Source organism: Cryobacterium sp. MDB2-A-1 (genome assembly GCF_004402675.1).
GTDB classification, from domain to species: domain Bacteria; phylum Actinomycetota; class Actinomycetes; order Actinomycetales; family Microbacteriaceae; genus Cryobacterium; species Cryobacterium glucosi.
Window position 1 is genome coordinate 1 of the sequence record NZ_SOFK01000031.1, and the last position, 20,304, is coordinate 20,304.

General features: G+C 67.1%; 14 protein-coding genes, 1 tRNA gene and 1 pseudogene. 11 read left to right on the top strand and 5 right to left on the bottom strand.

Annotated features, from left to right (window positions below; all coding sequences use genetic code 11):
* Positions 1-126 precede the first annotated feature (126 nt).
* Positions 127-742 (bottom strand): annotated as a pseudogene (locus E3O39_RS12640) (transposase).
* Positions 743-1,377: 635 nt separating this feature from the next.
* On the opposite strand from E3O39_RS12640, the gene E3O39_RS12645 reads away from it, so the two are divergent.
* Both E3O39_RS12645 and E3O39_RS12650 read left to right on the top strand, forming a co-directional pair.
* Complete coding sequence (locus E3O39_RS12645; RefSeq protein ID WP_166787328.1) at positions 1,378-3,888, top strand: cell wall-binding repeat-containing protein; 2,511 nt, start codon at positions 1,378-1,380, stop codon at positions 3,886-3,888.
* Between the two features lie 124 nt (positions 3,889-4,012).
* Entirely contained in the window at positions 4,013-5,146 is a 1,134-nt protein-coding gene (locus E3O39_RS12650) for a site-specific integrase (RefSeq protein WP_166787329.1), read from the top strand.
* 25 nt (positions 5,147-5,171) lie between these two features.
* On the opposite strand, the gene E3O39_RS12655 is transcribed toward E3O39_RS12650, so the two are convergent.
* Positions 5,172-5,243 (bottom strand) — tRNA-Arg (locus E3O39_RS12655).
* Positions 5,244-5,327: 84 nt separating this feature from the next.
* Entirely contained in the window at positions 5,328-5,978 is a 651-nt protein-coding gene (locus E3O39_RS19005) for a hypothetical protein (RefSeq protein ID WP_166787330.1), read from the bottom strand.
* 54 nt (positions 5,979-6,032) lie between these two features.
* Here E3O39_RS19005 and argS point away from each other — a divergent pair, with 54 nt between their 5' ends.
* The 8 genes from argS to prfA all read left to right on the top strand — a co-directional run bounded on the left by argS (position 6,033) and on the right by prfA (position 17,552).
* A complete protein-coding gene (argS, locus tag E3O39_RS12670; RefSeq protein WP_134448129.1) occupies positions 6,033-7,724 on the top strand; it encodes an arginine--tRNA ligase in 1,692 nt (563 codons plus the stop codon).
* A 2-nt stretch (positions 7,725-7,726) separates the two neighbouring features.
* A complete protein-coding gene (locus E3O39_RS12675) occupies positions 7,727-8,524 on the top strand; it encodes a DUF2993 domain-containing protein (RefSeq protein WP_166787331.1) in 798 nt (265 codons plus the stop codon).
* A gap of 144 nt (positions 8,525-8,668) precedes the next feature.
* Complete coding sequence (gene lysA, locus E3O39_RS12680; RefSeq protein ID WP_134448133.1) at positions 8,669-10,102, top strand: diaminopimelate decarboxylase; 1,434 nt, start codon at positions 8,669-8,671, stop codon at positions 10,100-10,102.
* Positions 10,099-11,436, top strand: coding sequence for a homoserine dehydrogenase (locus E3O39_RS12685; protein WP_134448135.1), 1,338 nt, complete (start codon positions 10,099-10,101; stop codon positions 11,434-11,436). The genes lysA and E3O39_RS12685 overlap by 4 nt, the downstream gene beginning before the upstream one ends.
* The gene (gene thrC, locus E3O39_RS12690) at positions 11,436-12,551 is read left to right on the top strand and encodes a threonine synthase (protein WP_134448137.1); all 1,116 of its coding nucleotides are present in this window, start codon (positions 11,436-11,438) and stop codon (positions 12,549-12,551) included. The genes E3O39_RS12685 and thrC overlap by 1 nt, the downstream gene beginning before the upstream one ends.
* A gap of 14 nt (positions 12,552-12,565) precedes the next feature.
* Positions 12,566-13,513, top strand: a complete 948-nt coding sequence (gene thrB, locus E3O39_RS12695; protein WP_134448321.1) for a homoserine kinase — start codon at positions 12,566-12,568, stop codon at positions 13,511-13,513.
* A gap of 284 nt (positions 13,514-13,797) precedes the next feature.
* Positions 13,798-16,473, top strand: coding sequence for a transcription termination factor Rho (rho, locus tag E3O39_RS12700; protein WP_134448139.1), 2,676 nt, complete (start codon positions 13,798-13,800; stop codon positions 16,471-16,473).
* The gene (gene prfA / locus E3O39_RS12705; protein ID WP_134448141.1) at positions 16,473-17,552 is read left to right on the top strand and encodes a peptide chain release factor 1; all 1,080 of its coding nucleotides are present in this window, start codon (positions 16,473-16,475) and stop codon (positions 17,550-17,552) included. Before rho ends, prfA begins: the two co-directional genes overlap by 1 nt.
* A gap of 111 nt (positions 17,553-17,663) precedes the next feature.
* Here prfA and epsC read toward each other — a convergent pair whose 3' ends face one another.
* Positions 17,664-18,245 carry a serine O-acetyltransferase EpsC gene (epsC, locus tag E3O39_RS12710; RefSeq protein ID WP_134448143.1) on the bottom strand — a complete coding sequence of 194 codons (582 nt, stop codon included), beginning with the start codon at positions 18,243-18,245 and terminating at the stop codon, positions 17,664-17,666.
* A 27-nt stretch (positions 18,246-18,272) separates the two neighbouring features.
* A complete protein-coding gene (cysK, locus tag E3O39_RS12715) occupies positions 18,273-19,211 on the bottom strand; it encodes a cysteine synthase A (RefSeq protein WP_134448145.1) in 939 nt (312 codons plus the stop codon).
* A gap of 133 nt (positions 19,212-19,344) precedes the next feature.
* On the opposite strand from cysK, the gene prmC reads away from it, so the two are divergent.
* Positions 19,345-20,259, top strand: a complete 915-nt coding sequence (gene prmC, locus E3O39_RS12720) for a peptide chain release factor N(5)-glutamine methyltransferase (protein WP_370294889.1) — start codon at positions 19,345-19,347, stop codon at positions 20,257-20,259.
* The last annotated feature ends 45 nt before the right edge of the window (positions 20,260-20,304 follow it).

Genomic DNA, 20,304 nt, shown 5'->3' on the forward strand with positions numbered 1-20,304 from the left:
AGTGGGCAGATCTCATGGCCACCAGCGGGCAGTTCTACTGGCCGTCAGCGGGCAGTTCCATGGCCGCCTATGGGCAGCTTGTCATGGCCGCCGACAGAGCGACGAGCTAGCGGCCGGCGTGAGCTATTAAGTGCCGACGCGGAGTATGGCGTAAAGGACGTCATAGCGACGTCGGGCGAGGGAGACGAGGGCGTGGTTGTGTTATTGCCTTGGGCGACCTTGCGATGGTCGTAGGTCCGTCAGACCGGATCTCGATGCGCGGTGAGCGCAGAGAAAAACAAGGCCCATTTGAGGATCCTCTTTTCGACGGGATGGGTGATAGCCATGGATGGATGTACCGGAGAGCCGGGTTACTGGGGCGAGTCCGGCGTAGGCGGCGAGTTGGATGGACCGCAAGCGTATGGCAGGGCCAGCCGTTTACGCGACGATGGCCCCATCCCGGGCGTCGGTCTTCGCTTCAGCAGTGTGGAGGTCCGCGATCCGGCATATGGTGAAGCCCGCCCGAACCCACGAGCACTTTGTCGGCCTGCGCGACACCGATCGGCAACGCGCCGATCGTGGCTGGTCGGTCCATGGTGAACAGGATCTGGCCGTGTCTCTTCTGCCGCCCGACCGGGTCCCGCAGCTTGGCTTCCTCGTTGGGCACGGCCTTGGCGAAAAGGTGCCTGCCAGCCCGGTTGAGGGCGACCGCACTGTCATGAGTGCTCCCATCCCTGGCTTCGCTAGCCTGGAACCGCGGCATCAGGTCTTGGCATCCAAATGGCGAACGGTCTGGGACGAGTCCCGACCCAGCCCCTCTCAGCGATCACTTGATGCCAGTCAGGCCCGGTTACAACGCCCGCACAGGTCACGCCGATTGAGGCTGCGAAGAAGACTACGAAGAAAGTAACGGGGCATAAGTGCCATTTACGGATGCCGCTTTCGAAGCTCAAATTGAATTCGCGCCCATTTGACCGTTCGATTTTGTATTCGCGCTCTCCGTCCAGAGCCGCACCGACACGTAGAGATTTCTGCGCAACTCGGGTTCGCCCTTCGCTCTGTTTGCCGAGGATCGGCAACGCTTCACCTTAGACACGATTGGCGCGTTCCGGAATTGCCCGTTCAACTCGCTTCGAGCACCCCTACACGCCATTAAACGAGCGCGCCAGTAGAGGATCGTTCGGTTAACCACATGCGTGTGCGTGATACCAGCGCGAAACCCGCAGAGTCCCGACGAGCCATTGCTCTGGCACCTGTTCGAAACTAAGACTGAGGCACCGGGCACCTTTCTGCGTCTCACCTCACGTCAACTCCCGGGATAGCGCGTCACCGTCGACCAGCTGCCGAACACCATTGAGGAGCACAGACATCATGTATGAACTTTCAAGTCGCCGCCGAATGCTGCTGCGCAACATGGCTGTACTCACCGGGGTCGGGCTGGCTCTATCGCTCGGGATGGCGCCCGCGCAGGCCGCGATCACAGATCCTCCCACGGTCGTGAGTTTCACTTTTGATGATGGCAACGCAGACCAGATGGCCGCGCTGCCGATTTTCGACTCCGCCGGCATGAAGGGCACATTCTTCATCGCTACCGGTTGGATCGGCGCCCAAGATTACATGACCCAGGCTGACCTGGCCACTCTCAAGGCCGGAGGCCACGAGATCGGGGGACACACCGTCAGCCATCCCGACCTAACGCTCGTCCCAGCGGATGAGGTCACGAAACAGATCTGTCAGGGCAGGAATACCCTCGCCGGCTGGGGCTACCCCACCACGGACTTTGCCTACCCGTACGCGAGTCTGAACCCGGCCGTCTCCGCTGCTGTGCAAGCCTGCGGCTTCAATAGCGCCCGCAACCTCGGTGACACGTTCACGCGGTTTGGCGGTACTGCCGGTCTCTTCGCTGAGACGATACCGCCGCTGAATGCCTTCGAGACTCGTGCCCCCGACGAGATCGACTCAACGTGGACGCTCGCGGACCTGCAGAAGACTGTGACCGATGCGGAGACGGCGGGCGGTGGCTGGGTTCAGCTGACTCTGCACCACGTCTGCACCGGGGCATGTGACCCGCTGAATCTGACGATCACCCCGACGCTGCTCCAGCAATTCGTTGACTGGCTCAAACTCCGCGCCGCCACGAACAACACGACCGTCAAGACGGTCGCGCAGGTCATCGGCGGGGCTGTCAAGCCCCTCGTCACCTCGACCAACACTTTCCGCGCCGCTCCCGGCCCAGGCGAGAACGCTGTGCTCAACCCAAGCCTCGAGACGCCCGGAGCCGTTGGACAGACGCCGCAGTGCTGGCAGCCGGGTGGATTCGGTATCAGCACGAGGACGTTCAGTACCGTGACCGCCGCACACACAGGAACCGCCGCTGAACAACTGGTCGTGACAGGTCTGGTCACGGGAGACGCGAAGCTCGCACTCACGCAGGACCTCGGCACCTGTGCGCCGACGGCCACTCCCGGTCATACCTACTCGCTTCGGGCGTGGTACACCTCGACGGCCAACACGCAATTCGATGTTTACTACCGAAATGCCGTCGGTGGCTGGATCTATTGGACGTCTGGTCCTCAGTACTTGCCCTCGACGACATATACCCAGGTGGCTTGGGACACGCCCCCGGTCCCGGCAGGATCCACCGGGCTCAGCTTCGGGCTCAACCTTGTCTCGAATGGCACTCTGGTCACCGATGACTACGCCCTGTACGACACCGTTGGCGCACCGGCGACCGCCGTGACGTCTGCAATCCCCACCATTTCCGGAGTGCCTGGGGTCGGTCTGGTTCTCACGGCCCTTCCTGGCGTTTGGGCTCCGGCTACCGTCACCTTCGCATACCAGTGGTTCGTGGCTGGCGTTGCTGTCGCTGGAGCCACGACGGCAACGTACACGCCGGTACTGGGGGATGTCGGCAAGGCGGTGACCGTAACGATCACGGGCTCGCAGACGGGCCTGCCCTCGGTGGCAGCATCGAGCCCTGCGACTACCCCGGTTGCCCCGGCTGCCGCGGCCACCGTCGCACGGTTGTGGGGTCCTGACGCTTACGGAACCTCGGCGGCCGTGTCCGCGGGTTCATTTGCCGCGGGGGTTCCCGTGGCGTACGTAGCAACCGGAGAAACCTACCAGGACGCGCTGTCTGGTGCGCCTGCGGCGGGGGTGAACAAAGGGCCTGTCCTTCTCGTTCAACAGAACGGGATCCCGGGCGTGATCGCCGCGGAGCTGGCGCGACTCCGACCGGCTCGCATCGTCGTGCTCGGCGGAAACCTTGCCGTCTCGGACGGAGTGTTCGCGACCCTGTCAGGGCTTGCGCCGACGACCAGATTGTGGGGTCCTGACGCCTACGGCACGTCAGCCGCGGTATCGGCAGGTACGTTCGCCCCCGGCGTGCCGGTCGCCTACATCGCCACTGGGGACACCTACCAGGATGCCCTGTCGGGCGCGCCCGCGGCTGGCATAAACAAGGGGCCGGTCCTGCTGGTTCAACCGAACGGAATTCCAGGCGTGATCGCAACTGAGCTGGCCCGGCTTCGTCCCGCACGGATAATCATCTTGGGTGGAAACCTGGCCATTTCAGACGGTGTTGCGGCGGCGCTGGCAGGAATCGCACCGACGACCAGACTTTGGGGACCTGATGCGTACGGAACGTCAGCGGCCGTATCGGCCGGAACCTTTGCAACCGGGGTTCCGGTGGTGTACCTCGCAACTGGGGCCACCTACCAGGATGCTCTTTCGGGCGGGTCTGCAGCGGTCGTGAATGGCGGTCCAGTGCTCCTCGTCCAGCCGAACGGTATTCCCGCAGTGATCGGCGCCGAGCTAACGCGGTTGAAGCCAACGAAGATCGTGATCCTCGGTGGGAATCTGGCGATTTCCGATTCCGTCATGGCGCAGGCGCTATCGCTCGCAAAATAGGACGACCATTGTCCTGCAGCTGAACAGCAACATTTTTGATGCCCAGGCGGTATCACCGTCTGGGCATTCCTCGAAGAAAATGATTTCGACATCTGTTGGGAGAGGGGTTGCGAACGTGGGAAGTGTGACTTCATACACGACTGCGTCGGGAAAGAAATATCGCGTTCAGTACCGGAAGCCCGACCACAGCTCTACCACCAGACGTGGGTTCTCAACGAAGAAGGAAGCAACGCTGTTCCTCGCCTCGGTTGAAGTGTCGAAGAGTCGCGGCTCCTACGTAGATCCCACGCGCTCTCGGGTAACTGTGGCCGAGTGGATGGATCGCTGGCTCGCGACGCGTAGCGATCTCCGACCTTCCACCATCGATAGGGCCCAAGGCATAATCCGGCGCAATATCGCTCCCGACCTCGGGGGCATTCCCCTCGGCGACTTGGAACGGATGACCGTCCAGGAATGGGCCTCAAGGCTCTCTGAAACCCAAGCGCCTTGGTCCGTGCGCAAAATCGTCAATACGCTGGGGGGCGCGCTGCAGATGGCCGTCGACGATGGCCGGATCACTACGAATCCTGCCGCCCGCCTGAAGCTCCCCAAGGTTTCCAAAGTTTCCAAGACGTACTTGACTCACGAGCAGGTCCATGACCTCGAGGAAGCCGTCGAGGGTCGAGGCGTTGGATATGGACTCGTGGTCCTCGTGTTGAGCTATTGCGGCCTTCGCTGGGGCGAACTGGCCGGACTCACCGTTGCTGATGTTGATGTAAAGCGCGGCCGGCTCGAGGTGCGGCACACGATGATCGAGATCAACGGCTACCTCGAGGAATCCACGCCCAAAGACTATGAGGAGCGATCAATCCCGGTTCCCGCATTCATTCTCTTGAGACTGGAACAGGCAATCGCGGACCGGAAGCCAGGCGACCACGTCTTCGTCGGACAACGAGGCGGAGGTGTGCTCCGCAATCGCATCTTCCGCCGTGGCTTCCTGACTGCGGCAGCCGCGGAAATCGGCGTCCCGGGCCTGACTCCGCATGAGCTCCGTCATACATGCGCAAGCCTTGCTGTATCGGCCGGTGCCAACGTCAAAGCACTCCAAAGAATGCTGGGTCACGCCTCCGCGAAGGAGACTCTCGACACCTACGCGGACCTCTTTGATTCGGACCTCGACAGTGTTGCAGTCGCGCTGAATCAGGTGGCCGTGAAAGTAATTGAAGTCAAATCGAAGTCAAACGACGATCTTGAGAACCTCGGGACTGAGACAGATTAGCCGCTGGTCTGGACTTTTATTGGTGTGCCCCCAGGCAGATTCGAACTGCCGCCCCTGCCTCCGGAGGGCAGTGCTCTATCCCCTGAGCTATGGGGGCCAGGGAAAACACTAGGTTACCAGCATCCGGGAGGCCGGTGTTCCCATCGGCACCTTGCCCGGCGAATCGGCCAGGCCGGGCGATCTACTTCAGGTGGCCGAGGGCCGCGGAGACGAGGGACTCGGCGTCGCCGGGCTCCAGGAAGTTCGATGAGCTGATCGTGAGCCAGTACGTGTCGGTGAAGACCTGAGCCTCGCCGATGCCGTTGGTCACGGCGAAGAAGCCCTGGGCGGTCGGGGGAGTGCCATAGGTCGGGACGATCTTCGACGACGCGACGGCCTTGTCCTGCTGCTGCGTCATGAGCTGCGCGTTGGGCTGGGTGAGCGAGATTTCGATTGTGCCGTCGCTCGACTGGTTGAGCAGGCCGCACGTGAGTCCCTGGAAGGAGGCCGCGGTCTTGGCCGATGAGGATGTCGGCTTGTAGGAGGGGTCGGTGCCGTAGTTCGGGTTGAACGCGTAGACGTCGTCCAGGGTGAGCAGGTCGGTGCACGTCATCGCGACAGCGGTCCCTGCCGGGGTCGGCGTGGGCGTCGGTGTTGCCGTCGCGGCGGCCGATGCGCTCGCTGACGAGGAAGAACCCCCGGTCGCGGGGGCGCTCGCCGAACCGGAGGCCGAGGGCGCTGCATCCGCTGCGCAGCCGGACAAGCCGATGAGACTCAGCGCGCCGACGCAGAGGAAGACTCCGGCGCGCAAGCGCCGGGCGGACGGGGAGGCGGGCGAATCGAAGAGAGTCACGGGTTGACCTTACCAAGCGAGGTCCTCGAAACCGGGCCGGTAAGCTTGGTTTCCGTGACCCCCGCCGAGCTTTCCGAATCCCTGTTCGCCCTGATCCAGCAGTTGGGTGAGCGCCGACGCGCAGAAGGCATCGACACCGGTGGGCTCGACCTCGTCCTGGCCAACGCCGGCGACGTCACCCTCGAACGCCCGCGCAACCGCGACCACGGCGACTGGGCCTCGAGCATCGCGATGAAGATCGCCAAGCCGCTCGGCTACAAGCCGCGCGAGGTCGCCACCGAACTCGCGGCAGGGCTCGAGGCGCTGCCCGACGTCGCCTCCGTCGAAATCGCCGGCCCCGGCTTCATCAACATCCGCCTCGAAGCGGCATCCGCCGGCGCGCTCGCGAAGACCATCGTCGAAGCCGGCCCGGCATACGGCACCGGCCACCTCTACGACGGCATCAAGATCAACCTCGAGTTCGTCTCGGCCAACCCCACCGGCCCCATCCACATGGGCGGCGTGCGCTGGGCCGCGGTGGGCGACAGCCTCGCCCGGGTGCTTCAGGCGGAGGGCGCGGATGTCACGCGCGAGTACTACTTCAACGACCACGGTTCGCAGATCGACCGTTTCGCCCGCAGCGTCCTGGCCGCCTATCTCGGCGAGCACACCCCCGAGGACGGCTACGGCGGAGCGTACATCGGCGACATCGCCGACCAGGTCGTCGCGAAGTACGACGGAACAACCCCGATCGCCGACCTGCCCCGCGAGGAACAGCAGGAAACCTTCCGCTCGATCGGCGTCGACCTGATGTTCACCGAGATCAAGGAGAAGCTGCACGGCTTCGGCGTCGACTTCGACGTCTACTTCCACGAGGACTCGCTGCACGAGTCCGGCGCGGTCAACCGGGCCATCGAGCGCCTGCGCGGCCTCGGCCACATCTTCGAAGCGGATGGCGCCATCTGGCTCCGTACGACGACCTTCGGCGATGACCGTGACCGGGTCATCATCCGCTCGAACGGTGAACCGGCCTATATCTCCGGCGACCTCGGCTACTACCTCGACAAGCGCGAGCGCGGCTTCGACCAGAACCTGATCATGCTCGGTGCAGACCACCACGGCTACGTCGGCCGCATGATGGCCATGGTCGAGGCCTTCGGTGACGTCCCAGGGGTCAACCTGCAGATTCTGATCGGCCAGATGGTCAACCTGCTCAAGGACGGCGAACCGTTGCGGATGTCCAAGCGCGCCGGCACGATCGTGACCCTCGACGACCTCGTCGACGCCGTCGGTGTCGACGCCGGCCGCTACTCGCTCGTGCGCTCCTCGAGCGACACCGCGCTCGACATCGACCTCGACCTGCTCGGCAAGCACAGCAACGAGAACCCGGTCTTCTACGTGCAGTACGCCCACGCGCGCACCTGCTCCGTCGCCCGCAACGCCGCGGCAGCGGGCGTCGAACGCACCGACTTCGCCCCTGAGTTGCTCGTGCACGACAGCGAGTCCGCCCTTCTCGGCGTGCTCCAGGAATACCCGCGCATGGTCGCTCTCGCCGCCGAACTGCGCGAGCCGCATCGCATCGCCCGGTACATCGAAGAGGTTGCCGGCTACTACCACCGCTGGTACGACAACTGCCGGGTGATCCCGCTTGGCGACGAGCCCGTCACGGAACTGCACCGCACGCGCCTCTGGCTCAACGACGCGACCGGCCAGGTCATCCGCAACGGCCTCGGCCTCCTCGGCGTGGCTGCTCCCGAGCGGATGTGACCGTGGACCGCGACGCCGCAACGGGCAGGGGAGCCGCAACGCGCAGGCGCCGTGGCCTGAGCGGTTTCATTATCGCGACGATCGTGGTGCTCGCCCTCGTCGCCGCCTTCTTCATCGCCGATGCCGGCGTGCGCAACTACGCCGAGAACCGGGCGAAGGCCGAGATCGCGGCGCACCTGCCCGATTCGGTCACGGGCGATGTGTCCGTCTCGATCGGCGGCCTGTCCGTGATCGCGCAGTACCTGCTGGGGAGCTTCGACCGGGTCACCCTGGTCGCTCCCGCCCTCACGGTGAACGGCGTGCCGGCATCCGTTCACCTTGTCGCGACCGACGTGCCCGTCGACCAGGCCAAACAGGTCGGCGACGTGCGCGGAACGGTCGACCTCGACCAGGCGGCGCTCAACACCCTGCTCGCGGCGTCCCTGCCGAAGGGGGCGCCCGCAGCCAACCTCGTGCTCGGCGACGGCACCGTGCAGTACGAGGGCAGCGTGAGCGTCTTCGGCCTGGACATCGGCTACCAGGCCACCGCCACCCCGACCGCTGCGGCCGACTCTCTGCTCTTCACACCGAGCACTGCGACGATCACCACCGGGGCGGGCAGCCTCGATGCGACGGCAATCCTGTCGCTCGTGCTCGGCCAGCAGCCGGTCCGGGTGTGCGTGGCCGGGTATCTTCCCGAGGGCGTCAACCTCGCCGGAGTCGACGTCACACCGGGGCGGGCGCGCATTACGCTGGAGTCGAGCACCCTGATGCTCACTGCGCAGTCGCTGACCACCCTCGGCACCTGCTCCGCCGGCTGATTCGGCGCGCGCACCCCTTGCTCGCTAGAATCGGTGCAGGTTCGCTGTCATACCGGCGGAATCTTCACTGGCTTCAGGGACCAATCCGGGTTCGCTCGCCACTCAGTGAGACACCCACTCGACTTTCCCGTGAGGTTTTCACCCGTGGCCACCAACCCGCTCGCCCCCGACTGGCTCGTCCTGCCCGGAGACGCCAACGCGCTCTCGGCCGGCCTCTGGCCCGCGACCATGCACCGCGCGCCTGCCGGCGACCTCGTCATCGGCGGCGTCTCCGCGCCTGACCTGGCCGCCCGGTTCGGCACCCCGCTCTACGTCATCGACGAAGCGGATGCCCGCGCCCGCGCATCCGCCCTCCGTTCCGCCTTCGAGACCGAATTCTCCCGCATCGGCACCACGGTCAAGGTCTACTACGCCGGCAAGGCCTTCCTGTCGAGCGAGGTCGCCCGCTGGATGCTCGCCGAGGGACTCAACATCGACGTCTGCAGCGGCGGGGAACTCGCCGTCGCCCTCGCGGCCGGCGCGCCCGGCGCCCGCCTCGGCTTCCACGGCAACAACAAGTCCCTCGCCGAGATCGACGAGGCCTGTGCCACCGGCGTCGGCACGATCGTGATCGACTCGACCGTCGAGATCTCCCGCGTCGCCGCGGCAGCGGCCCGGCACGGCATCGTGCAGAACGTGCGGCTCAGGGTCAACAGCGGCGTGCACGCGCACACGCACGAGTTCCTCGCCACCGCGCACGAGGACCAGAAGTTCGGCATCACGCTCGAGGATGCCCCGCGCCTCGTCGCCCTGATCCGTGCGGAGCCGGCCCTGCGCTTCATCGGCCTGCACTGCCACATCGGTTCCCAGATCTTCGGAGCCGACGGGTTCGCAGAGTCCGCCTCCCGCCTGCTCGCCGTGCACGCCGCGCTCCTCGTCGGCGGGCCTGTTCCCGAGCTCAACCTCGGCGGCGGCTTCGGCATCGCGTACACCGACGCGGACACGCCCACCCCGATCCACGAACTCGCCGCCCGTCTGGCCGACATCGTCGCGGCAGAGTGTGCGGCGCGCGGCATCCCGGTGCCCATCGTCGCCTTCGAGCCCGGCCGCTCCATCATCGGCCCGGCGGGCATCACCCTGTACGAGGTCGGCACCACCAAGGCCGTCGACGTGTCGGGTGCGCCGCGGCTCTACGTGAGCATCGACGGCGGCATGAGCGACAACGCCCGGCCGGCGCTCTATGGCGCCGACTACTCTGTGCGGCTCGCGGGCCGCTCGAGCACCGCGGAACCCGTGCTCGTACGCGTCGCGGGCAAGCACTGCGAGAGCGGCGACATCGTCGTCGACGCCGACTACCTGCCCGGCGACGTCGGCCCCGGCGACCTCGTCGCCGTCGCCGCGACCGGTGCGTACTGCTACTCCCTCGCGAGTAACTACAACTACCTTGGCCGCCCGCCGGTCGTCGCCGTGCTGGACGGCGCCGCCCGGTTGCTCGTCCGCGGCGAGACGATCGCCGACCTGCTCTCCCGCGACACCGGGATCACCGCCGTCGTCGCGGCCCCCGCCGGCACCGATCAACCGAAGGAAGCCATCCGATGATCGAATACCGCAACCTGCGCGTCGCCCTCCTGGGCGGCGGCAACGTCGGCGCCCAGGTCGCCCGGCTGCTGCTCGAGCAGAGCGAGGAATTCGCCAACCGGGTCGGCGCCGGCCTCGAACTCGTCGGCATCCTCGTGCGCGACGTCAACGCCGAACGCACCGTCGACCTGCCGCACGAGCTCTTCACGACCGACGCCGAGTCCCTCATCCTCGGCGCGGACGTCGTCATCGAACTGCTCGGCGGCATCGAACCGGCCCGCAGCTACATCCTGATGGCGATGAACTCAGGGGCGGATGTCGTCACCGCGAACAAGGCTCTCCTCGCGACCCACGGGCCCGAACTCTTCGCTGTCGCAGACCAGGTCGGCGCCCAGCTCAACTACGAGGCCGCCGTCGCAGGCGCCATCCCGATCCTGCGGCCCTTGCGCGACAGCCTCGGCGGCGACCAGATCAACCGCATCCTCGGCATCGTCAACGGCACCACGAACTTCATCCTCGACCGGATGGACACCGATGGGGACAGCCTCGAGGAAGCCCTCGCCACCGCGACGGAGCTCGGCTACGCCGAAGCCGACCCGACCGCGGACATCGGCGGCTACGACGCGGCGCAGAAGGCGGCCATTCTCGCGAGCCTCGCCTTCCACACCCACGTGCCGCTCGCATCCGTCTACCGCGAAGGCATCACCGAGGTCACGCCCGCGCAGATCGAGTCCGCCCGCAAGGCCGGCTACGTGGTCAAGCTCCTCGCCATCTGCGAACGCATCACGGATGCCGCGACCGGCCAGGCCGGGGTCTCCGCCCGGGTCTACCCCGCGATGGTGCCGCGCAGCCACCCGCTCGCGGCCGTGCACGGAGCGAACAACGCCGTCTTCGTCGAGGCCGAATCCGCGGGCAGCCTGATGTTCTACGGCGCGGGCGCCGGGGGAGTCGAGACCGCATCCGCAGTGCTCGGCGACCTGGTCTCCCTCGCCCGCCGCCACATCGCCGGCGGCCCCGGAGTCGCGGCCTCGATCCACGCCGACCTGCCCGTTTTCGACATCGGCAGCATCACGACCCGCTACGCGGTCACCCTCGAGGTGACCGACGAGCCGGGCGTGCTCGCGACCCTGGCCGGGGTGTTCAGTGACCATGGCGTCTCGCTGGCCCTCGTCGAGCAGTCGATGACCCCCGCACGTCCCCTCACGTCCAGTCACGCGGCCGTCCCGTCCACGGCTACCCTTGTGATCGGAACCCACGAGGCAACGGAGGCGGCACTCGCCGCCACCGTGACCGACCTCGCCGCCAACAGATTTGTCACCACCGTCGCATCCGTTTTGAGAGTTGAAGGAGCCTGATGTCCAGCGAACGAGAGTCCACGCAGGCCGTGAAGACCCAGTCCCGTCAGTGGCGGGGTGTGCTGCGTGAATACGCCGACCGCCTGAACATCACCGACGCGACCCCGATCATCACGCTCGGCGAGGGTGGCACGCCGTTGATTCCCGCCCCCGCGCTGTCGAAGCGCACCGGCGCGAAGGTCTGGATCAAGTACGAGGGCATGAACCCGACCGGCTCCTTCAAGGACCGCGGCATGACGATGGCGATCTCGAAGGCCGTCGAAGACGGCGCGAAGGCCGTCATCTGCGCCTCGACCGGCAACACCTCTGCCTCGGCCGCCGCATACGCGACCCACGCCGGCATCCTCGCGGTCGTGCTCGTTCCGGAGGGCAAGATCGCCCTCGGCAAGCTCAGCCAGGCCATCGCGCACAACGCGCAGCTCCTGCAGGTGCAGGGCAACTTCGACGACTGCCTCGACATCGCCCGCGACCTCTCGGCCAACTACCCGGTGCACCTCGTCAACTCGGTCAACCCCGACCGCATCGAGGGCCAGAAGACGGCGGCCTTCGAGGTCGTCGAGGTGCTCGAAGACGCGCCGGACATCCACATCGTCCCCGTCGGAAACGCCGGGAACTACACCGCGTACACCCGCGGCTACACCGAAGAACTCGAGCGCGGCGCGACCACGAAGCTCCCGCGCATGTTCGGCTTCCAGGCCGCCGGCAGCGCCCCGATCGTGCTCGGCCACCGCGTCGACCACCCCGAGACCATCGCGAGCGCCATCCGCATCGGCAACCCGGCGTCCTGGGACCTCGCCCTCGCGGCGCAGAAGCTCACGAACGGCTACTTCGGCGCGATCAGCGACGCCAAAATCCTCGAGGCCTACCGCATCCTCTCCGCAGAGGTCGGCATCTTCGTCGAACCCGCCTCCGCGATCAGCGTCGCAGGCCTCCTCGAGCGTGCCGAAGCCGGGCTCATCCCCGCCGGCGCGACGGTCGTGCTCACGGTCACCGGCCACGGCCTCAAGGACCCGCAGTGGGCGCTCCGCACCGCGGACGGCGCCGAGATCACTCCGACCGTCGTGCCCGTCGACACCGCCGAAATCGCCAGCGTCCTCGGTCTGGCCAAGAAGTGACGCTGGCCGAAGCCGTGTCCGGTCCCTCCCTCCTCGCCGGCCGTTCGGTGACCGTCCAGGTTCCCGCGACGACCGCGAACCTCGGCCCCGGCTTCGACACCCTCGGCCTCGCCCTCTCCTACTACGACCGCCTCGACGTGAACGTGCGTGAGGAACCCGGCGTGTTCGTCGACGTGCAGGGCGTCGGCGCCGGCGTGGTGCCGACCGACGAGACGAACCTCGTCGTGCAGGCCATCGCGCACACCTTCGCCGCCTATGGGCAGCGGATGCCGGGCCTCGCGCTCGTCGCCCACAACAAGATCCCGCACGGCCGCGGCATGGGATCCTCTGGGGCAGCGATCGTCTCCGGGATCATGGCCGCCAAGGGCCTGCTCGAGGGCATCGTCGACATCGACTCCGAAGCACTGCTCACCCTCGCCACCGAGATGGAGGGGCACCCGGACAACGTCGCGCCCGCACTCTTCGGCGGCCTCACGATCGCGTGGACGACCCCGGAGGGCCCCCGGCACAAGAAGCTGATGGTGCACCGCGGCGTGAAGCCGCTCGTGTTCGTGCCTGAGCAGGCCATGTCAACCGCGCTCGCCCGCAGCCTCCAGCCCGAGACCGTGCCGCACGAGGACGCCGTCTTCAACCTGTCCCGCTCCGCGCTGCTCATCGCCGCGCTCATCCAGAGCCCGGAGCTGCTGCTCGCCGCGACAGAGGACAAGCTGCACCAGAGCTACCGTGCCGCCGCGATGCCCGAGACCAACCGGTTGATCACCCTGCTCAGGGAGCACGGCTTCGCGGCCGTCGTCTCCGGAGCCGGCCCGTCGATCCTCGTGCTCGCGAGCGACCCCGGCCAGCGCCTCGTCGCCGCGGAGCTCGTCGCCGCGAACTCGGAGACCCCCTGGCAGGCACTCATGCTCGCCGTGGACTTCCAGGGCGCGACCGTCACCCGCACGGACGCGGCAGTCGCCGCCTGACCTGAAGCGCGCGAACGGGGGGTGCCGCGGCAGGGGATGGCGCGGCATCCGTTCTCGGAATGCTCTGCTAGAGTCGATGGCGTACCCGAAGAAATCGCCTAACGACCGGTTCCTTTCGATGGTGCATTTCCCGTAACTCACTGCTATCGCGACATCTGTGCGTGGCTGTGTGTGTTCACTTCAATCCACTTTCTGTGGGATTGAACCACCCGCAGCGCCTCCGACGTTGCCACAGCTTCCCCGGTTTTCGTAAATGTTCGTGCCGGGGGAAAGGACAAATTTTCGTGACTGACGTCAACCTCCGCGCAAGTGCCGCGGATTCATCCCGCCTGGGAACCCTCCGTGTCGCAGAGCTTCAGGCTCTCGCGCTCGAACTGGGCATCCCCGGCTCCTCCAAGCTCCGCAAGGGCGAGCTCGTCTCCGCCATCACCGCCGTCCAGGCCGGTGGCGACACCGTGAGCCCCGAGCTCGAAATCCCCGCCTTCGCCGCGACCGAGCCGGTCGTCTCCGAGCAGCTCGTTTCCGAGCCGGCCGTCGCCGAGCCGGCCGCGGCAGCAGCCGCGACCGCGACTCTCGTCGAAGCCCCGCCGCGCAAGCGTGCGCCGCGCCGCGCCACCACCGCGACCGCTGCCCCCGCCGCCGCGCACGTCAACGCTGACGGCGACCTCGGCATCGGCCTCATCCTCCCGGACGCCGCCGCGACGACCCGTCGCACGACGGCCCCCACCACCTACGCCGGTGGCACCGGCACCACGGAGGCCCCTGTCGCCGCCGAGAAGCCGGTCCGCCAGGCGCGCAAGCGCGCCACGTCCGTGTCGGTCAAGGCCGCCGCGGAAGCAGCAGCGACCGAGGCCCCGACCGAGGCGCCTTCCGCCGAAGCTCCCGTCGTCGAGGCTCCCGTCGTCGAGGTTCCCGTCGTCGAGGTTCCCGTCGTCGAGGTTCCCACGAGCGAAGCGCCCGCGTCTTCCGCCGCGACGGATGCCGCAGCGACCGACACCGAGACCGCCGAGGTCACCGAGGCCCCCGTCACCACCGGCCGCTCGCGCCGCAGCAGTGCCCGCGGCAACGGACGTAACGGTTCCGCCCGCAACAGCATCGACGCGCGCAGCCGCATCGACGCCCTGAACGACGAACTCGCACAGGGCACGGCGGGCATCCCCGTCGCGACCGATGAGGACGTCGCGACCGCCGAGGCATCCGCAGACGCTCCCGTCGACCACTTCGCCGGCAACCGCACGGCGGACGCCGAGACGGTCACCGCCGACACGGACACCGACACGGACTCCGACGAGTCCACCGAGCAGGCCGAACAGCCGCGCCAGGGTCGCAACCGTAACCGCAACCGGGGCGGCAACCAGAACCAGGCGGGCGGCGAGCAGGACGACAACTCCCGTCAGCAGAACGGCCGCCAGTCGAACCGCAACCAGAACCAGCAGAACCAGAACGCCGAGCGCGGCCAGGATAACCAGGACCGCAATCAGGACCGCAACCAGGACCGCAACAACGCGGCGCAGCAGGACCGGAACAACCAGTCCCAGCAGGACCGCAACCAGGACCGCCAGGCGCAGCAGGACCGCAACCAGCAGGACCGCCAGGCCCAGCAGGAGCGCAACCAGGAACGTAACCAGGAACGCAACCAGGACCGTCAGGCCCAGCAGCAGGAGCGCGGCCAGCAGGACCGCAACCAGCAGGACCGTGGCCAGGACGACGACCTGAACAGCCGCAGCAACCGCAACCGGTTCCGTGACCGCAAGCGCCGCGGCGTCACCGCCGGCGACGACTTCGAGCCCGAGCTGAACGACGACGACGTGCTGATCCCCGTCGCCGGCATCCTCGACGTCCTCGACAACTACGCGTTCGTGCGCACCTCCGGCTACCTGCCCGGTGCGAGCGACGTGTACGTCTCCCTCGGCCAGGTCAAGAAGTACAACCTGCGGAAGGGTGACGCCGTCGTCGGTTCCATCCGCCAGCCGCACGAGGGCGACCAGAACGGCCGCCAGAAGTACAACGCGATCGTCAAGGTCGACTCGATCAACGGCCTGTCCGTCGAGGAAGCCGCCAACCGCGTTGAGTTCCAGAAGCTCACCCCGCTGTACCCGCAGGAGCGTCTCCGCCTCGAGACCGAGCCCGGCAAGCTCACCCAGCGCATCATCGACCTCGTCGCCCCGATCGGGAAGGGCCAGCGCGGCCTCATCGTCGCGCCGCCCAAGGCCGGCAAGACCATCGTCATGCAGCAGATCGCGAACGCCATCGCCACCAACAACCCCGAGGTCCACCTCATGGTCGTGCTGGTCGATGAGCGGCCGGAAGAGGTCACCGACATGCAGCGCACGGTCAAGGGTGAGGTCATCGCCTCCACCTTCGACCGCCCGGCCGAGGACCACACCACGGTCGCCGAGCTCGCCATCGAGCGTGCCAAGCGCCTCGTGGAACTCGGACACGACGTCGTCGTGCTCCTCGACTCGATCACGCGACTCGGGCGGGCGTACAACCTGACCGCGCCGCCGTCGGGCCGGATCCTCTCCGGTGGAGTCGACGCATCCGCCCTGTACCCGCCCAAGCGCTTCTTCGGCGCCGCGCGCAACATCGAGAACGGTGGCTCGCTCACCATCCTCGCGTCCGCGCTCGTCGAGACCGGCTCCAAGATGGACGAGGTCATCTTCGAGGAGTTCAAGGGCACCGGCAACATGGAGCTGCGCCTCTCGCGCCAGCTCGCCGACAAGCGGATCTTCCCGGCGGTCGATGTCAACGCATCGGGAACCCGTCGTGAAGAAATGCTGATGAGCTCGGACGAGGTCAAGGTCACCTGGAAGCTCCGTCGTGCGCTTGCCGGACTCGACCAGCAGCAGGCGCTCGAGGTCGTCCTCGGCCGCCTCAAGGAGACGTCCTCCAACGTGGAGTTCCTCATGCAGGTTCAGAAGTCGATGCCGTCCCTGAACGGGTCAGACAAGGACAAGTAATGTTCGAGTCTGTTCTGACTCTGCAGGCCGAATTCGACGAGCTGCAGTCTGAACTGGCCGACCCGGAGTTGCACTCCAACCCGGCCCGTTCGAAGAAGGTCAACCGGCGCTACGCCGAGCTGAGCCGTATCATCGCGGCCTGGAACGAGTGGAAAGAAATCGGCGAGAACCTCGACGCCGCCCGGGAGCTCGCGGAGGAGGACTCGTCCTTCGCCGAGGAGATCCCCGGGCTCGAGGTCCAGCTCGAGGACACCTCCGCGAAGCTGCGCCGCCTGCTCATCCCACGCGATGAGCTCGACGCCCGCGACGTGATCATGGAGATCAAGATGGGGGAGGGCGGTGCGGAGTCCGCACTGTTCGCCGCCGACCTCCTCCGGATGTACCTGCACTACGCCGAGTCGAAAAAGTGGAAAACCGAGATCATCGAGCAGACCACGAGCGACCTCGGCGGTATCAAGGACATCCAGCTCGCGATCAAGAGCAACACCAACGACCCCGCTGAGGGCGTCTGGGCGCACCTCAAGTACGAGGGCGGCGTGCACCGCGTCCAGCGGGTGCCGGCGACCGAGTCGCAGGGACGCATCCACACCTCTGCGGCGGGCGTGCTCGTGTTTCCAGAGGTCGATGAGCCCGAAGAAGTCGAGATCAACCACAACGACCTCAAGATCGACGTCTACCGGTCGAGCGGCCCCGGCGGCCAGTCCGTCAACACGACGGACTCCGCGGTGCGCATCACCCACCTTCCGACCGGAATCGTGGTCGCGATGCAGAACGAGAAGAGCCAGCTGCAGAACAAGGAAGCCGGGATGCGCGTCCTGCGCGCTCGCGTCCTCGCCCGGCAGCAGGAAGAGATCGACGCGGCCGCGTCCCTGGTCCGCAAGGGCCAGATCCGCACGATGGACCGGTCAGAGCGCATCCGCACGTACAACTTCCCGGAGAACCGTATCGCCGACCACCGCACCGGCTACAAGGCGTACAACCTCGACACCGTGATGAACGGCGCCCTCGACGCCGTCATCGAGTCCTGCATCCTCGCGGACGAGGCCACCCGCCTCGCCGAAATCGGGGACCACGACTAACCGGTTTCGCGCCCGAGTGTCGCGGAAGATGCCCAGAATCGCCGGTCGAACGGCGATTCTGGGCATTTCTGGTGACTCTGGGCGGCGGCGGCGGCAGATGCCGCGAGCCGGCTAGTCCTCGTCGGAGACCGGGAGACCGCGCGCGCCCTCGATCGTCTGCGCGCGCACCGGCTGGATCGTCGCGGGGATGCCGAGCAGCAGGGACTTCGGCGGGGCGTCCCTCGTGACGACGGCGTTCGCGCCGATCGTGCTCCAGGCGCCGATCGTGATCGGGCCGAGCACCTTCGCGCCCGCGCCGATCGTGACGCCATCGCCAAGGGTGGGATGCCGCTTCTCACCGCGGACGACGCCGTGCCGGGTCTTCCCGCCGAGAGTGACGCCGTGATAGAGCATCACGTCGTCGCCCACATCGGCGGTTTCCCCGATCACGACGCCCATGCCGTGGTCGATGAACAACCGGCGCCCGATCCGGGCGCCGGGGTGGATCTCGATCCCGGTGAGGAACCGGGTGAACTGGGAGACCAGCCGGGCGGGCAGGTAGAACCCGGCCACCCACATCCGGTGCGCGATGCGGTACGACCAGACGGCGTGCAGCCCGCTGTACGCGAGGAAGACCTCCACGTTGCTGCGGGCTGCCGGATCGTGGGCGCGCGCCATCGCCATGTCCTCACGGATGCGTGAAATGACTCCCATGTCGGTTTTCAGTTGTTCCCGTTCTTGTTAGTCCAGCAGGTCCTCGTACAGCACGGTGGAGATGTAACGCTCTCCGAAGCTCGGGAGGATGGCGACGATGGTCTTGCCGGCGTTCTCCGGCTTCTTCGCCTGCTCGATGGCCGCCCAGACGGCGGAGCCGCCCGAGATGCCGGAGAGGATTCCCTCGTCGGTCGCGAGTGCGCGAGCGGTGGTGAGGGAATCGGCGAGGGTGACATCGGTCACCTCATCGTAGAGGTCGGTGTCGAGAACGGACGGGATGAAGTTCGCGCCGATGCCCTGGATCTTGTGCGGACCCGGCTTGCCGCCGGTGAGGATCGGGGAGTCGATCGGCTCGACGCCGACGATGTGCACGGAGGGCTTGCGTTCCTTGAGCAGTCGCCCGGCGCCCGTGATGGTGCCGCCGGTGCCGATGCCCGCGACGAAGATGTCGACGGCGCCTTCGGTGTCGTCCCAGATCTCAACGCCGGTTGTCGCGAAGTGGATCGCCGGGTTGGCGGGGTTGTCGAACTGACGGGCGAGAATCGCACCGGGCGTGTTCGCGACGATCTCTTCGGCCTTCTCGACGGCGCCGCGCATGCCGGCGGCCCCCGGCGTCAGCACGATCTCGGCGCCATAGGCGCGAAGGAGGACGCGGCGCTCCTTGCTCATGGTCTCCGGCATCGCCAGGATGACCTTGTAGCCGCGGGCCGCTCCGACGAGCGCGAGCGCGATGCCGGTGTTGCCGCTCGTGCCCTCGACGATGGTGCCGCCGGGCAGGAGTTCACCGGAGGCCTCTGCGGCGTCGACGATCGCGATGCCGATCCGGTCCTTGACGCTCGCGGAGGGGTTGTAGAACTCGAGCTTGACGAGCACGGTCGCGTCGAGGCCCGCCGTGAGGCGGTTGAGCTTGACCAGCGGTGTCCCTCCAACTGCCTTGGTGATGTCGGAGTAGATGCGTGCGGTCATCGCAGTGCCTTTCGGTCGGGTCATCGGGTCATTCGGATCGGGAACCTCGCCCAGCCTACGGCTCCGGCATTGGGAGAGCGCGCTTCATTACGTTACATTCCAAGGTGTGACAACTGAAGACGACGACCATTCCATTCCCGGCACTTTTTCCGCCCCCGACGCGGGCGAAGCGGTCCCGGACGCGGTGGACACGATCCGTGCCCGCACCATCGGCATCCTCGCCGCCGCGGGCATCGCCGACCCCGAGGTCGACGCCGACCTCCTGATCGGCCACGTGCTCGGCCGGAGCCGCGGAGAGGTGCAGGCCGCCGTCATCCTTCGCACCGGTGTCACGTCGGCGGATGCCGCCGCTATCGACGTCCTCGTCTCTCGCCGCGCCCTGCGCGAACCGCTGCAGCACATCACCGGGCGAGCCCCGTTCCGGTCGATCGAACTCCTCGTCGGCCCGGGCGTCTTCGTACCCCGACCCGAGACCGAGCAGGTGGCCCAGTTCGCGATCGACGCCCTCCGCTCCGTGCCCGACCCTGACCCGATCGGCGTGGACCTCGGCACCGGGAGCGGCGCGATCGCGCTCTCCCTCGCCGTCGAAGTGCCGAACGCGCGGATCTGGGCCGTCGAGAACTCGCCGGAGGCCTTCGCCTGGACGACCCGCAACTTCACGGCGGTGAACGCGGCCAATGCGACCCTCGTCTTCGGCGACCTCGCAGACACGGGCATCCTCGCCGAACTCGACGGCACCGTCGCCGTCCTGATCTCGAACCCTCCCTATATACCGGCGGATGCCGTGCCGCGCGACCCCGAGGTGCGTCTCTTCGATCCCGCGCACGCACTCTTCGGCGGGGCGGACGGCCTCGACGTCGTCCGGCACGTCTCGCAGACGGCCCTGCGCCTGCTGCGCCCCGGCGGAGTGCTCGTGATCGAGCACGGCGAACTGCAGGGCGCCGACATCCGTGCCCTGCTGACCGGCGACGGCTGGCGCGCGACCGCGACCCACCGCGACTACACCACCCGCGACCGGGCGACCACGGCCATCCGCCCTACGCCCTGACCCCCACTCCCAGCCTTGGGAAACACCCCTGCACTAGAATTGGGC

Excerpts from the sequence above, each read along its gene's own strand:
- E3O39_RS12645 (WP_166787328.1), top strand. The coding sequence starts at position 1,378 with ATGCTGCTGCGCAACATGGCTGTACTCACCGGGGTCGGGCTGGCTCTA.
- E3O39_RS12685 (WP_134448135.1), top strand. The coding sequence starts at position 10,099 with ATGATCGAATACCGCAACCTGCGCGTCGCCCTCCTGGGCGGCGGCAAC.
- thrC (WP_134448137.1), top strand. The coding sequence starts at position 11,436 with ATGTCCAGCGAACGAGAGTCCACGCAGGCCGTGAAGACCCAGTCCCGT.
- prfA (WP_134448141.1), top strand. The coding sequence starts at position 16,473 with ATGTTCGAGTCTGTTCTGACTCTGCAGGCCGAATTCGACGAGCTGCAG.
- epsC (WP_134448143.1), bottom strand. The coding sequence starts at position 18,245 with ATGGGAGTCATTTCACGCATCCGTGAGGACATGGCGATGGCGCGCGCC.
- cysK (WP_134448145.1), bottom strand. The coding sequence starts at position 19,211 with ATGACCGCACGCATCTACTCCGACATCACCAAGGCAGTTGGAGGGACA.